Source organism: Bradyrhizobium sp. SZCCHNR1098, assembly GCF_032489375.1.
Taxonomy (GTDB): domain Bacteria; phylum Pseudomonadota; class Alphaproteobacteria; order Rhizobiales; family Xanthobacteraceae; genus Bradyrhizobium.
In genome coordinates this window covers 17,579-34,872 of record NZ_JAUEXY010000009.1, presented here as the reverse complement: position 1 = coordinate 34,872, position 17,294 = coordinate 17,579, and the positions used below count along the sequence as shown (strand labels likewise).

The 17,294-nt window shown below is 66.5% G+C and carries 13 protein-coding genes and 1 tRNA gene; 7 read left to right on the top strand and 7 right to left on the bottom strand.

Annotated features, from left to right (window positions below; genetic code table 11):
* Positions 1-84 precede the first annotated feature (84 nt).
* Positions 85-948 (bottom strand): NAD(P)-dependent oxidoreductase, encoded by an 864-nt coding sequence (locus QX135_RS19535; protein ID WP_316178326.1) that lies wholly within the window; start codon positions 946-948, stop codon positions 85-87.
* A gap of 163 nt (positions 949-1,111) precedes the next feature.
* Positions 1,112-3,004: an autotransporter domain-containing protein gene (locus tag QX135_RS19530; RefSeq protein ID WP_316178328.1), complete on the bottom strand. Its 1,893-nt coding sequence runs from the start codon at positions 3,002-3,004 to the stop codon at positions 1,112-1,114.
* A gap of 281 nt (positions 3,005-3,285) precedes the next feature.
* Between QX135_RS19530 and QX135_RS19525 the strand changes: the two genes are divergently transcribed.
* Complete coding sequence (locus QX135_RS19525; protein ID WP_315757431.1) at positions 3,286-3,660, top strand: VOC family protein; 375 nt, start codon at positions 3,286-3,288, stop codon at positions 3,658-3,660.
* 45 nt (positions 3,661-3,705) lie between these two features.
* On the opposite strand, the gene QX135_RS19520 is transcribed toward QX135_RS19525, so the two are convergent.
* The 3 genes from QX135_RS19520 to glmS all read right to left on the bottom strand — a co-directional run bounded on the left by QX135_RS19520 (position 3,706) and on the right by glmS (position 7,186).
* Complete coding sequence (locus tag QX135_RS19520) at positions 3,706-4,503, bottom strand: DUF502 domain-containing protein (protein ID WP_315737899.1); 798 nt, start codon at positions 4,501-4,503, stop codon at positions 3,706-3,708.
* A 189-nt stretch (positions 4,504-4,692) separates the two neighbouring features.
* Positions 4,693-5,307: a LysE family translocator gene (locus QX135_RS19515; RefSeq protein WP_315785352.1), complete on the bottom strand. Its 615-nt coding sequence runs from the start codon at positions 5,305-5,307 to the stop codon at positions 4,693-4,695.
* A gap of 52 nt (positions 5,308-5,359) precedes the next feature.
* A complete protein-coding gene (glmS, locus tag QX135_RS19510) occupies positions 5,360-7,186 on the bottom strand; it encodes a glutamine--fructose-6-phosphate transaminase (isomerizing) (protein WP_315797383.1) in 1,827 nt (608 codons plus the stop codon).
* A gap of 230 nt (positions 7,187-7,416) precedes the next feature.
* Here glmS and QX135_RS19505 point away from each other — a divergent pair, with 230 nt between their 5' ends.
* Positions 7,417-7,644 (top strand): hypothetical protein, encoded by a 228-nt coding sequence (locus QX135_RS19505; RefSeq protein ID WP_315772131.1) that lies wholly within the window; start codon positions 7,417-7,419, stop codon positions 7,642-7,644.
* Positions 7,645-7,653: 9 nt separating this feature from the next.
* Here the strand turns inward: QX135_RS19505 and glmU are convergent, their stop codons facing one another.
* Positions 7,654-9,000 carry a bifunctional UDP-N-acetylglucosamine diphosphorylase/glucosamine-1-phosphate N-acetyltransferase GlmU gene (glmU, locus tag QX135_RS19500; protein ID WP_316178331.1) on the bottom strand — a complete coding sequence of 449 codons (1,347 nt, stop codon included), beginning with the start codon at positions 8,998-9,000 and terminating at the stop codon, positions 7,654-7,656.
* Between the two features lie 135 nt (positions 9,001-9,135).
* On the opposite strand from glmU, the gene QX135_RS19495 reads away from it, so the two are divergent.
* The gene (locus tag QX135_RS19495) at positions 9,136-10,491 is read left to right on the top strand and encodes a hypothetical protein (protein WP_316178333.1); all 1,356 of its coding nucleotides are present in this window, start codon (positions 9,136-9,138) and stop codon (positions 10,489-10,491) included.
* A 108-nt stretch (positions 10,492-10,599) separates the two neighbouring features.
* Entirely contained in the window at positions 10,600-10,980 is a 381-nt protein-coding gene (locus tag QX135_RS19490; RefSeq protein ID WP_284416120.1) for a hypothetical protein, read from the top strand.
* Here the strand turns inward: QX135_RS19490 and QX135_RS19485 are convergent.
* Complete coding sequence (locus tag QX135_RS19485) at positions 10,940-12,520, bottom strand: beta-(1-6) glucans synthase (RefSeq protein WP_316178394.1); 1,581 nt, start codon at positions 12,518-12,520, stop codon at positions 10,940-10,942. The two genes, QX135_RS19490 and QX135_RS19485, sit on opposite strands and share 41 nt — an antisense overlap.
* A gap of 381 nt (positions 12,521-12,901) precedes the next feature.
* Here QX135_RS19485 and QX135_RS19480 point away from each other — a divergent pair, with 381 nt between their 5' ends.
* From QX135_RS19480 to QX135_RS19470, 3 genes are all read left to right on the top strand, one after another.
* Positions 12,902-13,495 carry a beta-1-3, beta-1-6-glucan biosynthesis protein gene (locus QX135_RS19480; RefSeq protein WP_315774716.1) on the top strand — a complete coding sequence of 198 codons (594 nt, stop codon included), beginning with the start codon at positions 12,902-12,904 and terminating at the stop codon, positions 13,493-13,495.
* A 354-nt stretch (positions 13,496-13,849) separates the two neighbouring features.
* Positions 13,850-16,576 carry a glycosyltransferase gene (locus QX135_RS19475; RefSeq protein WP_316178336.1) on the top strand — a complete coding sequence of 909 codons (2,727 nt, stop codon included), beginning with the start codon at positions 13,850-13,852 and terminating at the stop codon, positions 16,574-16,576.
* 528 nt (positions 16,577-17,104) lie between these two features.
* A tRNA-Lys gene (locus QX135_RS19470) sits at positions 17,105-17,180 on the top strand.
* Positions 17,181-17,294: the final 114 nt, after the last annotated feature.

The window sequence follows — 17,294 nt, the reverse complement described above, 5'->3', positions numbered from 1 at the left end:
CCCACCATGTCGATGGTCGTAAAGAACAACGGTGGGCACGTCACACCGCGCGTTGCGCGGTGCGCCTTTGCCCACCCTACGAGTCTATGACGCCGGCTTATTCACCTTGCAGCTCTCGGCGAACGCCACCAGCTGCGCTGCATCGGTGCCCTGCCCCTGCACGTCCGTCGCGATGTGCTCGAACAGACGGGCGAAGCCTTCGTAGATCAGCGCGGCCGGATGGTCATCACCCAGGAAGCCCGCGATCTCGCGCATTTCGGCGACCCAGCGATAGGCCTTCGGCAGCATGTCCGGCAGCGCATTGGCAAGCCGAGCCTGGACGTGCGGCAGGCTCAGCGCCAACTCGTCGCGCAGCGCGTCGGCGGCGCCGGCGCGGGTGGCGGCCAGCACCATCGCGGCGCCGAGCCCCGTCAGGCCCTTGTTGATGCCCGCATAGGACATCTTCAGCGCCGAAGCCGCGCCGATCGGCCCTTCGATCCGGCGCAGATCGAGCCCGAGTTGGCCCAGCACGGCGACATCAACGGCCGCCTCGCCGCTCACATACAACGCCGGTCCCTTCGTGCCCGGCTTCGGCGGCAGACCGATGATGGCGGCATCGACCAGGCGCGCGCCCGAGGACAGCACGATGTCCTCGATGGTCCGGATGGTGTCGACGTTGACGGCGTTGCAGTCGACGATGATGGGCTTCTTCGAATTCCGATTGATGACCGTCGCGAGTTGCTCCGCCAGCGCCACAGCCTCGCCCGGCGGCACGATCGACAGGATGATGTCGGCATTGGCGATCTCGGCGTCGCTGGCGCCGACCATGCCGGATGCGGCCGCCCTCGCCCGCGTCGCCGCGCTGCGCTCCTCGAGCGAAGTCAGAACCTTGCAGCCGTGCTCCACGAGACGGGCGGCGATGGCGCTGCCCATGGCGCCGGGCGCGATGACGGCAATGCTGGGAGGCATGATGACGCTCCGATTCCAACGATGGTCTCTAAAACTATGCCCACCCCATGACAAAACTGAAGGCACGAAAACGAAGGGCAGCCCTTCCGGGCTGCCCTCGCCTTGGCCGCAACGCCAGCGCCCCCTCAGAGCCCCCGAGAACGCTGGCTGCCGCGGCAGACCCTCAGAACGCGATCTTCAAGCCTCCGCTGCCGAAGAAATCGTCTCCCCCCGTGCGTCCGATCGTGCGCGACACATTCACCGTCAGCGCCACATTGCTCCAGAATGGCGCCACAACGCCGGCGCTCACCCGGCCGTAGACGTTGTGCGAGGTGCCGTTCGGAACCGTCCAGTTGTTGACGATGACGGGCGCCGAGGTCGCGTTGTACTGAATCAGGCGGCCGTTGCCGATGATGTCGTCATCGAGCGTCAGGTTCAGGTACGGATTGATGACGTTGCCCTGCACCTGGAACGGGGTGCGCAGCTGCACGCCGACGCTGCCGATCAGGGTCTCGGCGGTCTGCGAGCCGACCGCGAGCGTCAGCGCAGGATCGCCGGTCTCGGTGAAGCCGTCGACACGGGCGCGGGCATAGGTCAGCCCGCCGATCGGGCCGAGCTTCGCCGTGCCTGCGTCGAACAGGTAACCGGCCTTCCCGGCCGCGACGAAGGTGGTGCCGCCGGGACTGGAGGTGATGGTGTCGACCACGCCCGGCCGCGTGTTGCGATAGTCCTGACGGCCGATCGTCGCCAGGCCCTCGGCAAACAGGTTGCTGCTCGCCCAGGCGCCGTAGAGGCCGAACTGATAGGAGTTGGCATCCGTGGTGCCGGCGCTGTTGAACAGCCTCGCCTTCGGATTGGAATAGTCGAAGGCGGTACCGATCATGGAGTTCGCCGACAGCCGGTACTCGACACCAATTGTGCCGCCGATGCTGTCGAGATTGAAGCCGTTCGAGGCGGCGCTGCCCTGGCGGTCGCTGACGCCGCCATTGCCCTGCATGTAGAACGACCATGGGCTGACCGGCGCCAGCGGCGGCGCCTTGGTGTAAGGGGACTTGGCGTAAGGCGCCTTCGTCACGGCGGCAAAGGAATTCATCGTCGACGGCGCGAAGCCGGTGGTCTCGCGGAACTGATCCAGCTTGCCGAACAGCGTCGAGGCAAACCCCATCGCCGTGATCGATGCCACCTCGCCCTGCGGCGCGAAGGTCAGCGGCGCGTTGAGGCGGTTGACGATGTACTGGCCCAGCACCTCGAAGCCGTGCGAGGTCAGGTGCACGCCGTCGACATAGAACAGATACTGGCTCTGCAGCGCCGGATTGCCGATGCACGCCACCGGACAGGCGCCGACATTGGTGAAGCCATAGCGCTGTGGATTGGCCTGGATTAGCGTCCCCACCAGTCCGGTGTCGACATACTCGACACGTACGCCCGAACGCGCGACGCCAGCGAGCGACTGCTGCATCAGGCTGTTATAGGTCGTGCTGTAGGCCTTGCCGGCCGGGGCATTGGCGTTGCCTACGGCCTCCGGCAAGGTGCTGACATCGCCGGCCGTGAACACGATGCTGCGCGCGCCGTCCCCGACCAGCGCGTTGATGCCGGCCATGGCCTGCTGGGCCGTGACGGCCGCGGCCGTCGGCGCTCCAGCGAGCGAGCCGCCGGCGCGGTAATAGGCCCGCGCATCGTTGCCGCCGACCGAGATTTCGACCAGGTCGGTCGACGAGATCCTGCCGGAGAAGCCCGTCAGTCCGCTCCATTCCTGGAAGAAGCCGGGAATGCCGGGCGCCACCACGTTGGTGTTGCCGGCCATGGCGCCGCCGATCGCGTAGTTGAGCTGGGGAATGCCGAGCAGCGCCGAGGTCGTGTCGACGAAATTCGTGCCGCCGCTGAAGCGGCCGGTGGGATAGAGCGGCAGCTTGCCGGCGCCGCCGGTGAAGGTCCAGAGATTGCCCGTGTCGGCGTAGCTGTCGCCAAATGCCTGAATGCGCGTATAGGTGGTCTGGGCTGCTGCCGGCCCCATCAGTTGCAGGGACGCTGCGGACAGCGCGACCGCGCACAACAATGTCGTCCTACTCACAGGCATCCTACGCGCCTCCCCAACGCCTTACTTTTGTTTGCCCGATGTTTCCATGGTGACCATTCGAAACACCACCGCCCGCTGGTTGTAGGAACGACGACATCCGTGGCTGTGCTTTCCCCGCATCATCATGCAGTGCAAAGCGCCGCGATGCGCACGTTTGCCCGCTGGGCGGACCGGACCGCCACCGACCATGCTCACGAAGGCTGCTGACAGAATCTGGCAGAGGGCTCGGCTAGTCGTGTGGCTGAAGCGCTGCAGACGGCGCCGCCACCGGAGAAACGACGATGCCCGACTTCAATTTCCTGATCCTCTACGTCGACAACCCGCCGAGGAGCGCCGCCTTCTATGCGGATCTGCTCGGCCGGCCCGTGATCGAACAATCGCCGACGTTCGCCATGCTGCCGCTGCGCGAGGGGGTCATGCTGGGCTTGTGGTCGCGGCACACGGTCGAGCCGACAGCGACAGGCGCCGCAGGCTTCGCCGAGGTCGCGTTCGCGGTCGGCGATGCCGGCGAGGTCCAGAGGCTGCACGACGACTGGAAGGCGCGCGGACTCTCGATCGCGCAAGCGCCGACGCGGATGGATTTCGGAACGACGTTCGTCGCGCTCGATCCGGACGGGCATCGCCTGCGCGTGTTCGTTCCGCAGGATGCGGCCTAGCCCCTCCGCGGGTGGCCGGCCATGCGCATCAATCGGCCTTTCAGCCTAGTCCGCCTTGGCCGGCTCCGGCTCGCGATGCGGCGATGGCTGCGCGGGTGCGTTGGCGAGGCGCGCGGTGTTGGCCATGTTGGCCAGCGCCGCGACCTTTTTCTGCTGGTCGGATCCCGGCTGCACCACGCCGCATGACATGATCAACGTCGCCGCGTCCTCGGCGCTCATGTCGACCTCGATGATCTTGCTCCGCGGCAGATAGAAGAAGAAGCCCGTGGTGGGGTTCGGCGCGCACGGCAAGAACACCGAGATCTGCTCGTCGTCACCGGGCAGGCGGCTCGCAATCTCCGTGCTCGGCGGCTGCGAGATCAGGACGATCGACCACATGCCCGGCGACGGAAACTCGACCAGGCCGACTCGGCGCAGGCTCGAGCCCTTGCCCGAGAACAGCGTCTCGAACACCTGCTTGAGGCCGCGATAGATCGCCCGCACCGCCGGGATGCGGCCGAGCAGCCGCTCGCCGAGGTCGACCAGGGTGCGGCCGATCAGGTTGGCCGTCAGGAAGCCGAGCAGCGTCAGTCCGATCACGGCCACGATCAGGCCGGAGCCGGGCACGCCGAACGGCAGATAGGTTTCCGGACGATAGACCAGAGGCACGAACGGCCGGACCAGCCCGTCCACCCAGGTCACGAACCACCACGTGATGTAGAGCGTGATGGCGACGGGTCCGGCTACGACGAGGCCGGTCAGGAAATAGTTGCGAAACCGGAACATCAGCCCATGGTGGGGCGTCTCGGCCGGAGCATCGGCCAAGGGATCGGTCTCTGGCGGCAGGTCGTCGCGGGAACTCATGCGAACTTCCGGGTCGGATCAAATCTCAGCTAAGGGTCTTAGCAGATTTTTGAAGGGCAAAGGCCCTCTTTCCGACACATGCGCGCTTTGCCGCTGACCTGTGGCCCGGCAGCCGGACACCCATTTCAGGCGGAAGGTGCTTCAGGTCCGTGGCGGCGAATTGCGACGCGGACGGCCGAACGCGGCGCCCTAGGCGCTGCGCAGCGGCAAGGCCAGCCCGACCGCCACGAAGATGCCGCCGCAGACCTGGTTGAAGCGCCGCCCAACCCGCGCGAGCCAGGGGCGAACCTGGGCCGCCGCGCTGGCGATGGCGTATTCGGTGACGAACTCGGTCACCGTATAGGTGACGGCCACGACGGCGAACTGCACCGCCAGGCTGCGATCGGGATCGATGAACTGCGGCAGCAGCGCGCTGAAGAACAGCAGGCATTTCGGGTTGGTCGCCGCGGTCAGGAAACCCTGGCGGAACAGCGCGTGTCCTCTGGCCGTCACGGCTTGGTCGGCCAGATCGACGCCCACCGGCGGCGCGAGCCACAACTTGACCCCGAGCCATGCGAGATAGAGCCCGCCCACCCATTTTAGGACCACGAGCCAGGTGATCGACGACTGCACCAGCGCACCGATGCCGAACATGCACAGCGCGATGACGAGGATGAAGCCGATCAGGCCGCCCGCGATCGTGAACAGCGTCCTGCGTCCGCCGTGCAGCGCCCCGTGCGTCAAGGCGAGCAGGCCGTTCGGGCCTGGCGTCAGGGAGATCCCCACGGACGTGACGAAGAACAGCAGCCAGGTGTTGAGGGTCATCCCGATCCCCGTGATCAAGCGAACCGACCGATCCGCCGGGCCGGACGTTTGCCTATTCCACCGTGACCGACTTGGCGAGGTTGCGCGGCTGGTCGACGTCGGTCCCCATCACCACGGCGGTGTGGTAGGCCAACAGCTGCACCGGGATGGCGTAGACGATCGGCGTGAACGTCGCGGCCATATCCGGCATGGTGATCGTCACCAGCGAGTCCACGGTCGCCTCCTCGGCTCCCTTGGCGTCGGTCATCAGGATGATCTTGCCGCCGCGCGCGGCGACCTCCTGCATGTTCGACACCGTCTTCTCGAACACGCGATCATAGGGCGCGATGACGACGACCGGCATGGTCTCGTCGATCAGCGCGATCGGCCCATGCTTGAGCTCGCCGGCGGCGTACCCCTCGGCGTGGATGTAGGAGATCTCCTTCAGCTTCAGCGCGCCTTCCAGCGCCAGCGGATAGGAGGTGCCGCGGCCGAGATAGAGCACGTCCTTCGACTTCGCGATCTCGCGGGCGAGCTTCTCGATCTGCGGCTCGGTCGTCAACGCCGCCGCGATCAGGCGAGGCACCTCGACCAGGCCATGCACCAGCTTGGTCTCGTCGGCTTCGGAGAGCTCGCCGCGGCCGCGACCTGCCGCGATCGCGAGCGCCGCGAGCACCATCAACTGGCAGGTGAAGGCCTTGGTCGAGGCAACGCCGATCTCCGGGCCGGCGAGCGTCGGCATCACGATCTCGCTCTCGCGCGCAATCGTCGAGGTCGGCACGTTGACGACGGAGAGCGTGTGCACGCCTTGCGACTTCGCATAGCGCAGCGCCGCCAGGGTGTCGGCAGTCTCGCCGGATTGCGAGATGAAGATGGCGAGATCGCCCTGGCGCAGCGGCGCCTCGCGATAGCGGAACTCCGAGGCGACGTCGAGTTCGACCGGCACGCGCGCGAAGCGCTCGAACCAGTACTTGGCGACGAAGCCGGCGTAGCTCGCGGTGCCGCAGGCGGTGATCGAGATGCGCTGAATGTCCTTGAAGTCGAACGGCAGCCGCGCCGGCAGCACTACGCGCTCGGTGCCCATGTCGACATAGCGCGCCAGCGTATGGCCGACGACCTCCGGCTGCTCGTGGATCTCCTTGGCCATGAAGTGGCGATAGTTGGCCTTGTCGACCAGGAACGACGACGCGCCGGATTTCAACACGTCGCGCTTCACCACCGCGCCCGAGGCGTCGTGGATGATGCCGGAGTCGCGAGTGATCTCGACCCAGTCGCCGTCATCGAGATAGCTGATCGTGTCGGTGAACGGCGCCAGCGCGATCGCATCCGAGCCGAGGAACATTTCACCGTCGCCGTAGCCCATCGCGAGCGGCGAGCCCTTGCGCGCACCGATCAGGAGGTTGCCATGACCCTTGAACAGGAAGGCCAGCGCGAACGCGCCCTTCAATTGCGGCAGCGACGCAGCCACGGCCTGCTGCGGCGAATGGCCTTTCAGCAAATAGGAGTTGACCAGATGGACGACGGTCTCGGTGTCCGTTTCCGACGCGAACCTGGCGCCCTGCTTTTCGAGCTCGGCCCGTAGTTCGCGAAAATTCTCGATGATGCCGTTATGTACCACGGCAACGTTGTCAGTCGCATGCGGATGCGCGTTGCTCTCGGTCGGCTTGCCGTGGGTCGCCCAGCGCGTGTGACCGATGCCGGCGTGCCCCTTCAGCGGATGCTGCTCGAGCCGCTTCTGCAGGTTCTTGAGCTTGCCCTCGGCGCGCCGCCGGTCCAAATGATCGCCCTCGAGCGTGGCAACGCCCGCGGAATCGTAGCCGCGATATTCGAGACGTTTCAAGGAATCGACGAGATGCTCGGCAACCGGCCCGCGTCCCAGGATCCCGATGATTCCGCACATCAGCGCTAGTCCCCAAATCGTCGAGAAAGATTCAAAAGCGTGGCATTGTCTTAACGAAAACCGCGCGCTTTCAGGATTCAATAATTATTGCGGATTGCGACAGGGTTTAAGTGGGAGCCCTAACCGAGGGCCTGCATGCAACTCCGGTTTGATGCGGAGGTCCGGTTCGGAGCGCACTTAACGCCCGGTCAACGCTTTCGCGCAGAGACTGTCGCGTCGGAGAGGACGCCATGACCTATAGCCGCCGCCCAACTGATCCCAAAGGCACCAGCCCGCTGAGCCTGTCGCATCCGACCTCCGGAAGCCATCTGGCGCACTGGCCGCCGCCGGCCTTGAGCAACGAGCTCAAGCCGATGCCGATCAAACATCGCGCCAACGAGCCCGTCAAGCACGCCACCCGCCGCGGGTGGCGTTTGACACGTGCGATGTTCGCTGAGTTCCAGGACGACGAAAGCTGATTTCTCAGCTCACTTCTTGTGGCGTTGCTTGGCATTCCGGAAGCGCGCCGCGGCGCCCTCACGCGTCGTCTGCGGGCTCCGCTCGAGCGCCAGCGCATCATCGGGAACGTCGCGCGTGATCACCGAGCCAGAGCCGATATAGGCGCGGGCGCCGATGGTGATCGGCGCCACCAGCGAGGTGTTGGTGCCGATGAAAGCGCCCTCGCCGATATTGGTCTTGTGCTTGTTGAAGCCGTCATAGTTGCAGGTGATGGTGCCGGCACCGATATTGGCATTGGCCCCAACATGGGCGTCGCCGATATAGGACAGGTGATTGACCTTCACGCCCGCCTCCAGCACCGCGGCCTTGGCCTCGACGAAATTGCCGATCTTGGCGCCGTCTCCGAGTGTCGTACCGGGCCGCAGCCGCGCGAACGGCCCGAGCAGGCTGTTCCGGCCGAGCTTGGACTGCACGATGTGCGAAAACGAATGCACCACCGCGCCGTCGCCGATCGACACGCCGGGGCCGATCACGACGAACGGCTCGATGGTCACGTCCTTGCCGAACGTGGTATCCGCAGCGAGGTAGACGGTCTCCGGCGCGACCAGCGTCACGCCTGCATCCATCGCCGCGCGGCGCAGCCGGTTCTGCATCACCGCCTCGGCTTCGGCGAGCTGCGCCTTGGTATTGACGCCGCGCACCTCGTCCTCGGAGGTCTCGATCACGACCGCCTCGAGCCGCTGCTCGCGCGCGATCGCCACCGCATCGACCAGATAGTACTCGCCCTTGCTGTTGGCATTGCCGATCCTGTCGAGGATCGCGAGCGCGCGACGGCCGTCCATCGCCATCACCCCGGCATTGCACAGCGTGATCGCCCGCTCCGCTTCGCTTGCATCGGCCTGCTCGCGGATCGCGACCAGCTTCGATCCGTCGAGCAGAAGGCGTCCATAGCCGGTCGGATCGGCGGCGCGGAAGCCGAGCACGGCGAGCGCTGCGCCTTCCGCGAGCGCTGACCGCAGGCGCGCGAACGTCTCGGCCGTGATCAGCGGCGTGTCGCCGAATGCGACCAGCAGATCGTCTGCGCCGCGCGCGATCGCCTGCCGCGCCGCCAGCACCGCATGCGCCGTCCCCAGCCGCTCGCGCTGAACGAAGATATCCGCGTCGGGCCGCAGGCGCTTGGCTTCCTTCTCGACCGCTTCGTGCCCTGGCCCCACCACCACGGCGATGCTGGCGCCATCGCCTTGCGGCGCCGCCGCCAGGACGTGCGCGAGCAATGATTCGCCGGCGATGGGATGCAGCACCTTGGGGACGCTCGTGCGCATCCGCGTGCCCTCGCCTGCCGCAAGCACGATGGTCAGACTGGATCGAGCGGTCATGAAACACCTGGGATGAAGGGAGCGCATAGGTCGCGCTGTCATAATGCGTTTTCTGCGCGGGGCAAACCGCACCCGCTGAAGCCCCTGGTGGTTTTCCTGTTAATGTTCGCTTCGTGATTCGATTAAGGCAGGTTCATGGCTAAGGACTCCCGCAAATCCGCCGGCACGAACGGAGCTGAGAAGACGGGGGCGACTCTGTCCGGACTGTTTGCCGACGAGAACGAGCTCGATCGCCGCGCGCTGTGGCGGCTCGGCTGGTGGGGGGCTGGCGCCGTCGGCGCCGTCGGCCTGGCCGTTTTCACCAATCAGGCCGCACAGGGATGGCGGCAGGACCGTGTTTCCGCGGCCGATCTGTCGCGCCAGGCACAATTGCTGCAGTCGCTGGCCCGCGAGACGCAAGGCGAGGCGCGCCAGCTCGGCGCGGCCATCGAGACGCTCAACACCGATCGCGACCGGCTGTACGCGCGCGTGACCGTGCTCGAGCAGGGATTGGACTCGGTGACCGGCGCGCTGGCCAAGCAGAGCGCCCAGGCAACCGCCAATCCCGCCCCCGGCGGCAAAGTCGCACCCGCGCCGCAGATCGCGGCCGTGGAGTCCCAGGCCACGGTGGCGGCCCCATCGAGTTCCGCGGCGTCCAGCCCCTTGCCGGCCTACGCGAACGCGTCGCCGTTCATGCCGATTCCCAACGGGGCCGCCGGAATCAATCCGGCTCAGCCCGGTTCCCCGGCGGCTGCCGCGAGCGCCGACAAGACGAAACAGGAGCAGTCCAGGCCGATGTCGGCCGGGCTGTCGGGTGCTTCGTCATCGTCCGTCTCCGCCGCTCTGTCGCCGCCCCCACCTGCACCCGCCGTCGCGGCGACCGGTTCCCAGTCGCCTGGTGGCGCACCGGACCCGGCCGGCAAGCCGGCCGAGACCGACAAGCTCGCAAAGGCTGAGCCCGCAGAGGCCGCCGCCAAGGGCAATGACAGCACGGACGTCACGGTCACGGCGGTCCAGAAGACCGAATTCGCAGTCGATCTCGGCGCGGCCAGCTCGCTCGGAGGATTGCGGGCGCTGTGGCGGGATCTCGTGAAGACCCATGCCGACCTCGCCTCGCTCAGGCCGATCATCATCCTGAAGGAAGGCCGGAGCGGTCCGGGCATGCAGCTGCGACTCGGCGCCGGCCCATTGGGCGACGCGGCCACGGCGGCGAAGATCTGCGCGGTGCTCGCCGAGAGCCGGCGCGCTTGCGAGACCACCGTCTATGACGGCCAGCGCCTCGCAGTCCGTGAGGAGCCGGAGGGGGCCGAGGCGGCCAAGCCGGGCGCTCCGGCGGCTGCCGCCCTGAAGCCGGTGCAGCGTCGGCGCACGTTTCAGCCGCAGGCCCAGCAGCAGCGCCACGGCAAGCGCGAGGAGCCGCCGCCCACAGCAGCAGCACCAGCGCCGCCGCCGGCAGAGGCGCCCAAGCCCGAGCAACCGTCGGCGCTGTCGTCGTTCTTCCGCCGCTCCTGAGCCTCAAATCATCGTGCAGCCAAAGCCGGTTGGGACGGATTGTGAAAGCAGTCCGCGAACCGGCTTTGCGGCTTGTCCGACGATCCTTTCCGCAGCATAGTCCCGCGCATGAAAAAGACCCCGTTCCGCCTCTCGCCCTATCAGGTGCAATGGCTCCTGATCATAGGCTTCGTCACCGTCGGCTATGCCCTCTATCTGCGCTATCTCGCGATCGAGCTGTCGAGCGTCGCGCTGGCCTGCGATGCGGGCCTGCAGACGCTGGCCTGCAAGAGCCGGGCGGTCGCGACCACGCTGTTCAAGAATTCGGTATTCGGCGCCACCGCGCTGGTGATTGCAGTGCTGCACGTGATGCGGCCGTCGATCGTGCTGTTGACCGGCGGGCTGATCGCCGCCGGCCTCGGCATCGTGCTCTACAACATCGTGCTGTCGGGGCTGGCGATCGGCCTGCTCATCCTCGGCTTTGCGCGGCCCGCGCCCGCCACAGCGTGAACGCCAGCAGCAGATACATCGCGCAGGTCCACATCGCCTGCCAGTTGTCGCGGCCCTCGTTGTAGATCACGTAGACCGAGGAGATCGCGAGCAGGCCGGCGAAGCTGGCCTCGGCGATCGGGCGCGCGCCCTGCGCCGGACGATTGCCGAGCAGCATCGCGAACGGCACCACTGCCATGGTCAGGCTCGCGAACGGGAAATCGCGGTAGCGCGGGTCGAACACGAAGCCGAGCGCCGTCTCGGCCGCAATCAGCACCGTCACGACGAGGACCAGGCCCAGCAGGTAGGTGATCTTCAACTGCTTGCGGCCGTCATTCGGTCCGAGCAGGTCGAGAAAGGTCGGCAACGGCCGCCCGGCCATCGCCGCGTTGGCGCTGAGGATGGGCGCCAGGACGCCGGCAGCGAGCAGCGCCCCCCAATGCAGCCAGCCGCCGACACCGAGGCTCTCATAGAACATTTTGTCCGCGGCCATGCCGAACAGCACGCCCGCTGTCGTCGCGGAGAACCCGACCCCGATCCAGGCTGAGACGTGCGGCGGCCAGGGCCGGCGCCGCACCGTCAGCCACCCGGCCAAGAACACCACGAACGACAGGATCATGCCGCCGCCCATCTGCAGCTTCCACAGCGGATAGTTGCTGACGGGCTCGCCCGGCGGATATTTCAGCGCGCGCTGGTCGTCGCTGATCAGGCCCCAATAGCCGCCGACCGTGCCCTCGAGCTTGCGCTTCCACGGCTGATCATAGGCCTCGATCAGGTTGACGCGGAAGTTCTCGCGCTTGGCGAGGCTGAGGATCTCCGACACCACCCGCGCCTGGTTGGCGCGCGACGGCAGCGCACCCTCGCGCATCCGCCCCTCGCTCGGCCAGCCGGTCTCGCCGATCAGAATCTCCTTGCCCGGAAAGGCGACGCCGACCTGCTGGCGGATGGCGTCGACATGGGAGGCGGCGAATTTCGCGCGCACCGGCATGTCCTCCCAATACGGAAGGATATGAACCGTGACGAAGTCGACGATGTCGTAGAGCTCGCGATTGCGCAGCCAGAACTCCCAGACGTCGGCATAGGTCACGGGGACCTGGACCTGGGCCTTGACGCTGCGGATGGTCGCAGCGAGATCGGCGGTCGTCATCTCACCGCGCAGCAGCACCTCGTTGCCGACCACGACCGCCGTGATCACCTTCGGATAGCGCTTGATCAGGTCGACCGCGATCGCGATCTGCTGCTCGTTCTTCAGCTTGTTGGAGCCGAGCCAGATGCCCTGGATCACCTTGATGCCGACCCGGGATGCGATTCCCGGCACCTGGTCGAGGCCGTTCTCGATCGAATAGGTGCGCACGCATTCGGAGATCTTGGCGAGCTGCACCAGGTCCTGCTCGATCTGCTCGGCGTCGATATGGGTGGTCGGATCCAGCGGGCTCTGCTGGCCGCGGAACGGCGCATAGGACACGCACTGCAGCTTCGAATCGAGCTCGATCGGCGCGCGCGCGAGCGTGATCGGCTGGGCCAGCCACCACCACGCGGCGGCGATGACACCCAAGGATATGAGCAGAAGCGCCAGCGGCGTAGGAAGGGATTTCAGTTCCGTGTCTCCAGGCAGGGTGGTGTCGATTACCCGGTCGGCGGCGATCTGCCAAGTAGGCGATCGGCCGAGCCCTCCGGCACTCTTGGCGGACCCGCTCCAAATCACCCTTTTACGATGACGCGAGAAAGTTGGTACGTTGCTGGACAAATTCCGAGATTCCGGTCATTGGGAATCCCGGTTGACCCCGGCCGTCGCAACCAGGTTTCTCGGCCCTGCGCAAGCGCCCGTCAGGAACGCTCCGCGACAGTCGGAATCAATCTCCCGCCGCAATCGGGGCCGATTTGATCGGCATCACCACTGCGTCCGTCAGGGGACGGCACGAAGGCAACAATCGGGGAATTTATGGGTCGACGCGTGCTCAAGTCCAAGTTTTCGGTTTCGCGCCTGTCCGCGGCTCTGGGCCTCGTGCTCCTCATCGGCGCGCCCGGCGCCCTCGCCCAGAGCGGCAGCGACCATCCCCAGGACCAAAAGCCGCAGGCGGCCAATCCGGCCGACGTGTCGAGGGACAACCAGCGCAAGGCCGACGAATTCACCGAAGCGTCCCAGGCGCTCAGTGGCGGCCCGGCCGGCAATCCCGAATGCGTCTGGCTCGGCCGCCGCGTCGTCCAGCTGATGTACAACGACGACCTCGATACCGCCTTCCGCCACCTCGATCTCTATGACCGGTTCGGCTGCCCCGGTGGCCACGTTCAGGCCGCCTTCCGCTGCCTGACGCGATTCATCCCGCAGATCGATCCGAAGGTGCCGAACTCGCTGAACAACCACGTCCATACCTGCTGGATCAATCCGGACGCGAAGCCGCAGGTGGCTGCGGCGCCTGCGCCGGGCCCAGCCTCGAGCCCGGCAGCGACGCCGGCCGCGCAGGCGTCTCCAGCGCCGACGCAGCAGCCCGCCCCCCAGGCTTCGCCCTCGCCCGCGCAGCCTCCGGCGAAGTGACCGGCGCCTGAGGCAGGCAGGACGCACGATCCCGGCGACCGCCCCCCATGCGTGGCGTGCGCATGACAGCGCTCCGATCACGTGGCAGGATACGATCGAGATACGATCGAGGTCGTCGACGCGCGCTTGAGCCTCGCCCCGGTTCAGGCACCGTTCAGCATCATTGGGCTCTGTTGGGATGGCATATGATGTCGCGGCCTTCGGCTGTGACGGCGTGAGAATGACCGCCTTCGTCGTTCGTCGTCGAACGTCACGCGTGAACGTGCTCCCGGTAGCATCGCATACCCGAGATGGAACGGCGATCGACCGCTCCGCTTCGCCGCTGACTTGATCCTAGGAATGGTTGCCCCTCCAATGCGTGCCGTCGTCGCCGTCCTGCTCCTCGTCACCGCTGTGCACGCCGCCCTCTGGGGACTGCTGCAGGACAAGCAGGAGGCCCCCAATTTCACCGGCCTGCTGCAGAGCGTTTCCTACGATCCGCATGAAGGAACCGGAGCCCCCGGCGCCAACACCGTGGCCTCGCCGGAACGTATCCGCGCCGACATGAAGAAGCTCGCCACGATGACGCGGGCCATCCGGCTTTACTCTTCTACCGGCGGCCTCGAGATCGTGCCGCCGCTGGCCGCGGAGGCCGGACTGAAGGTGATGCTCGGCGCCTGGATCGACAAGGATCCGGACCGCAACGAGCGCGAGATCCAGTCGGCCATCACCCTCGCCCGCCGCAACAGCAACGTCATCGGCATCGTGGTCGGCAACGAGACCATCCTCACGGCGACCCAGAAGGTCGATGAGCTGATCGAGAAGATCAAGCGCGTGAAGAAGTCGGTCAACGTGCCCGTCACCACCGGCGACGTCTGGAACAGTTGGCGCGACAACCCCGAGCTCGCGGCCAATGTCGACTTCATCGCCGCGCACGTGCTGCCCTATTGGGAATTCTTCACCGACGACCAGGCGGTCGATCAGGCGGTGGATCGCTATCAGCTTCTGAAGAAGCAGTTCCCCGGCAAGCGCATCATGATCGCCGAGTTCGGCTGGCCGAGCCAGGGCTACAGCCGCAGCGGCGACAACCGCGGCCCCGCCGTGCCGGGCCCGCTCCGGCAGGCGAAGGTGCTGCGCAATTTTCTCGCCCAGGCCGCCTCGATCGGCATGGAATACAACATCGTCGAGGCCATCGATCAGCCCTGGAAATATTTCGAAGGCGGCGTCGGCCCGTATTGGGGCGTCCTGAATGCCGCGCGCGAGGCGAAATTCGCCTGGACCGGCCCGATCGTGAATCCCGACTATTGGCAGCTCGCGGCCATCGCGCTGCTGGTCGGCGTGCTGCTGTCGCTGCCGATCGTGCGGCTGCGCCAGCCGACCGTGCTGCAGGCCATGATGCTCGCCATCACGGCACATGGCGTCGGTGCCTGGGTCTCCAACGTCTTCGCCTATTGGAACGTGCACTATTTCGTCTGGGGCTCGACCTTCGCACTGACCCTCGGCCTGATCCTCTTGGTTCCATTGATCCTCATTGCGATGGCCCGCATCGAGGAGATCGCCGCGATCGCCTTCGGCCGCGAGCCGCGCCGTCTGCTGACCCGCGACAAGGCCGCGCGCGACCGCGCCGCCATGCCGGAGGGCTATTGCCCGAAGGTGTCGATCCACGTGCCGGCCTATTTCGAGCCGGTCGACATGATGAAGCAGACGCTGGATGCGCTGGCGCGGCTCGACTACCCGAACTACGAGGTCGTCTGCATCATCAACAACACGCCCGACCCGGCGTTCTGGCAGCCGATCCAGGATCACTGCCGCATGCTCGGCGAGCGCTTCAAGTTCATCAACGCCGAGAAGGTCAAGGGCTTCAAGGCCGGCGCCTTGCGCATCGCGATGGAGCGCACCGCCGTCGACGCCGAGATCATCGGCATCATCGACGCCGACTATGTCGTGACGCCGGACTGGCTCTCCGACCTCGTGCCGGCCTTCGCCGACCCCGCCGTCGGCCTGGTCCAGGCGCCGCAGGAGCATCGCGACGAGGATCTGTCGCTGATGCACTACATCATGAATGGCGAATATGCCGGGTTCTTCGACATCGGCATGGTCCAGCGCAACGAGGAGAACGCGATCATCGTGCACGGCACGATGTGCCTGATCCGGCGCGCGGCGATGGACATGGCCGGCGGCTGGTCGAGCGACACGATCTGCGAGGACACCGATCTCGGCCTCGCCATCCAGGAGCTGGGCTGGCAGACCCACTACACCAACACCCGCTACGGCCAGGGCCTCCTGCCCGACACCTACGAGGCGTTCAAGAAGCAGCGCCATCGCTGGGCCTATGGCGGCTTCCAGATCGTCAAGAAGCACTGGCGCCGCTTCCTGCCCGGCCACAGCCGGCTGACCTCGGACCAGAAGCGCGAGTTCTCGCTCGGCTGGCTCAACTGGCTCGGTGCCGAGAGCCTCGGCGTCGTGGTCGCGATCCTCAACCTGATCTGGACGCCGATCGTTGCCTTCGCCGGCATCGCCATTCCCGACAAGATCCTGACCATCCCGATCCTCGCCGCCTTCGTGGTCTCGCTTGCCCACTTCCTGATCCTCTACCGGCTGCGGGTGGCGGTGAAGCCGTGGCAGATGCTGGGCGCGATGGTCGCGGCCATGAGCGTGCAGTGGACCGTCAGCCGCGCCGTGGCGCAGGGCCTGATCACCGAGCACCTCGCCTTTGCCCGCACGTCCAAGGGCGGTCTCTCCAGGATGTCGATCGAGTTCCAGGCGTTCTGGGAGGCGGTGATCGGCGCCCTGCTCCTGATCGGCGCCACCATCCTGATCGTGACCAACACGCTTGCCATCACCGAGCTCTACATCTTCGCCGCCGTCCTGATCCTGGAGAGCCTGCCGTTCCTCTCAGCGGTCGCCATCGCGCTGCTGGAGATGTCCCGCATCAACTCCTTCGAATTCTGGCGCCACGCCACCGTCCGCACCGCCGAGCTGATCGGCCTGCGCCCGGTCTGGGTGCCGGAGCTGGCGGGGCCCGGGATGCAACCGGCGACAGTGAGCGCGGCGGCCAAGGTGGCCGTGCCGGCCGCGACGAAGGTGCCGGAGAAGGTGTAGCCGAGAGGCCGGCGTCGGGTGACTTCGGCACCGGTCCCCGGCAATTGCATGGGACAGCCCGCCCGCGGCCATCCTTCGAGACGCCCGCCTCCGGCGGGCTCCTCAGGATGAGGACGGCGTGCGCGGCCCGAGCGATCTGCGGCGAGGTCTGCGCCCCTATCCAGCGGTGCGACCGCCCTCACGCCCCCCTTCTCAACCCTCATGGTGAGGAGCGCCGCCCCTTGGCGGCGCGTCTCGAACCACGAGGCCCCCGCCGCCGCGGCACACTCCCGCCCACCACACCCCCAACCCTCTCCACCCGCTCACACAATTCACCCCACCACGCCTCTGTGGTTTCACCCCCCTATTGACCGAAACAAACCCACCCCCTACACAGCGCGGGCGACAGCATGCGGCCCATGGCCGGGGTTTTTGCCGCCCCGTTCCCGCGCCGCAGTGAATCACGGCGACGCCTTGCGCGTTATCATGGTATCCTGCCGACGATCCGGACAGTGACGGCTCCAGCCGCCACACCGCTTCCCTGGAAGCGAGCGCGTAGCTCAGCCGGTAGAGCACGTGACTTTTAATCACGGGGTCCTGGGTTCGAGCCCCAGCGCGCTCACCAACAAAATCAAGCACTTAGCTCAAAACCTGCTGACACAGAAAATGGCTGTGTCAGCAATATGTCAGCAAAATCCTCGGGGGGTTGCGGCTCAGAGCCATGCTGTGCATACATAGC

Bases quoted from the DNA above. Each gene is read 5' to 3' on its own strand.
- QX135_RS19535 (WP_316178326.1), bottom strand. From the start codon at position 948: ATGCCTCCCAGCATTGCCGTCATCGCGCCCGGCGCCATGGGCAGCGCC.
- QX135_RS19530 (WP_316178328.1), bottom strand. From the start codon at position 3,004: ATGCCTGTGAGTAGGACGACATTGTTGTGCGCGGTCGCGCTGTCCGCA.
- QX135_RS19525 (WP_315757431.1), top strand. From the start codon at position 3,286: ATGCCCGACTTCAATTTCCTGATCCTCTACGTCGACAACCCGCCGAGG.
- QX135_RS19520 (WP_315737899.1), bottom strand. From the start codon at position 4,503: ATGAGTTCCCGCGACGACCTGCCGCCAGAGACCGATCCCTTGGCCGAT.
- QX135_RS19515 (WP_315785352.1), bottom strand. From the start codon at position 5,307: ATGACCCTCAACACCTGGCTGCTGTTCTTCGTCACGTCCGTGGGGATC.
- glmS (WP_315797383.1), bottom strand. From the start codon at position 7,186: ATGTGCGGAATCATCGGGATCCTGGGACGCGGGCCGGTTGCCGAGCAT.
- QX135_RS19505 (WP_315772131.1), top strand. From the start codon at position 7,417: ATGACCTATAGCCGCCGCCCAACTGATCCCAAAGGCACCAGCCCGCTG.
- glmU (WP_316178331.1), bottom strand. From the start codon at position 9,000: ATGACCGCTCGATCCAGTCTGACCATCGTGCTTGCGGCAGGCGAGGGC.
- QX135_RS19495 (WP_316178333.1), top strand. From the start codon at position 9,136: ATGGCTAAGGACTCCCGCAAATCCGCCGGCACGAACGGAGCTGAGAAG.
- QX135_RS19490 (WP_284416120.1), top strand. From the start codon at position 10,600: ATGAAAAAGACCCCGTTCCGCCTCTCGCCCTATCAGGTGCAATGGCTC.
- QX135_RS19480 (WP_315774716.1), top strand. From the start codon at position 12,902: ATGGGTCGACGCGTGCTCAAGTCCAAGTTTTCGGTTTCGCGCCTGTCC.
- QX135_RS19475 (WP_316178336.1), top strand. From the start codon at position 13,850: ATGCGTGCCGTCGTCGCCGTCCTGCTCCTCGTCACCGCTGTGCACGCC.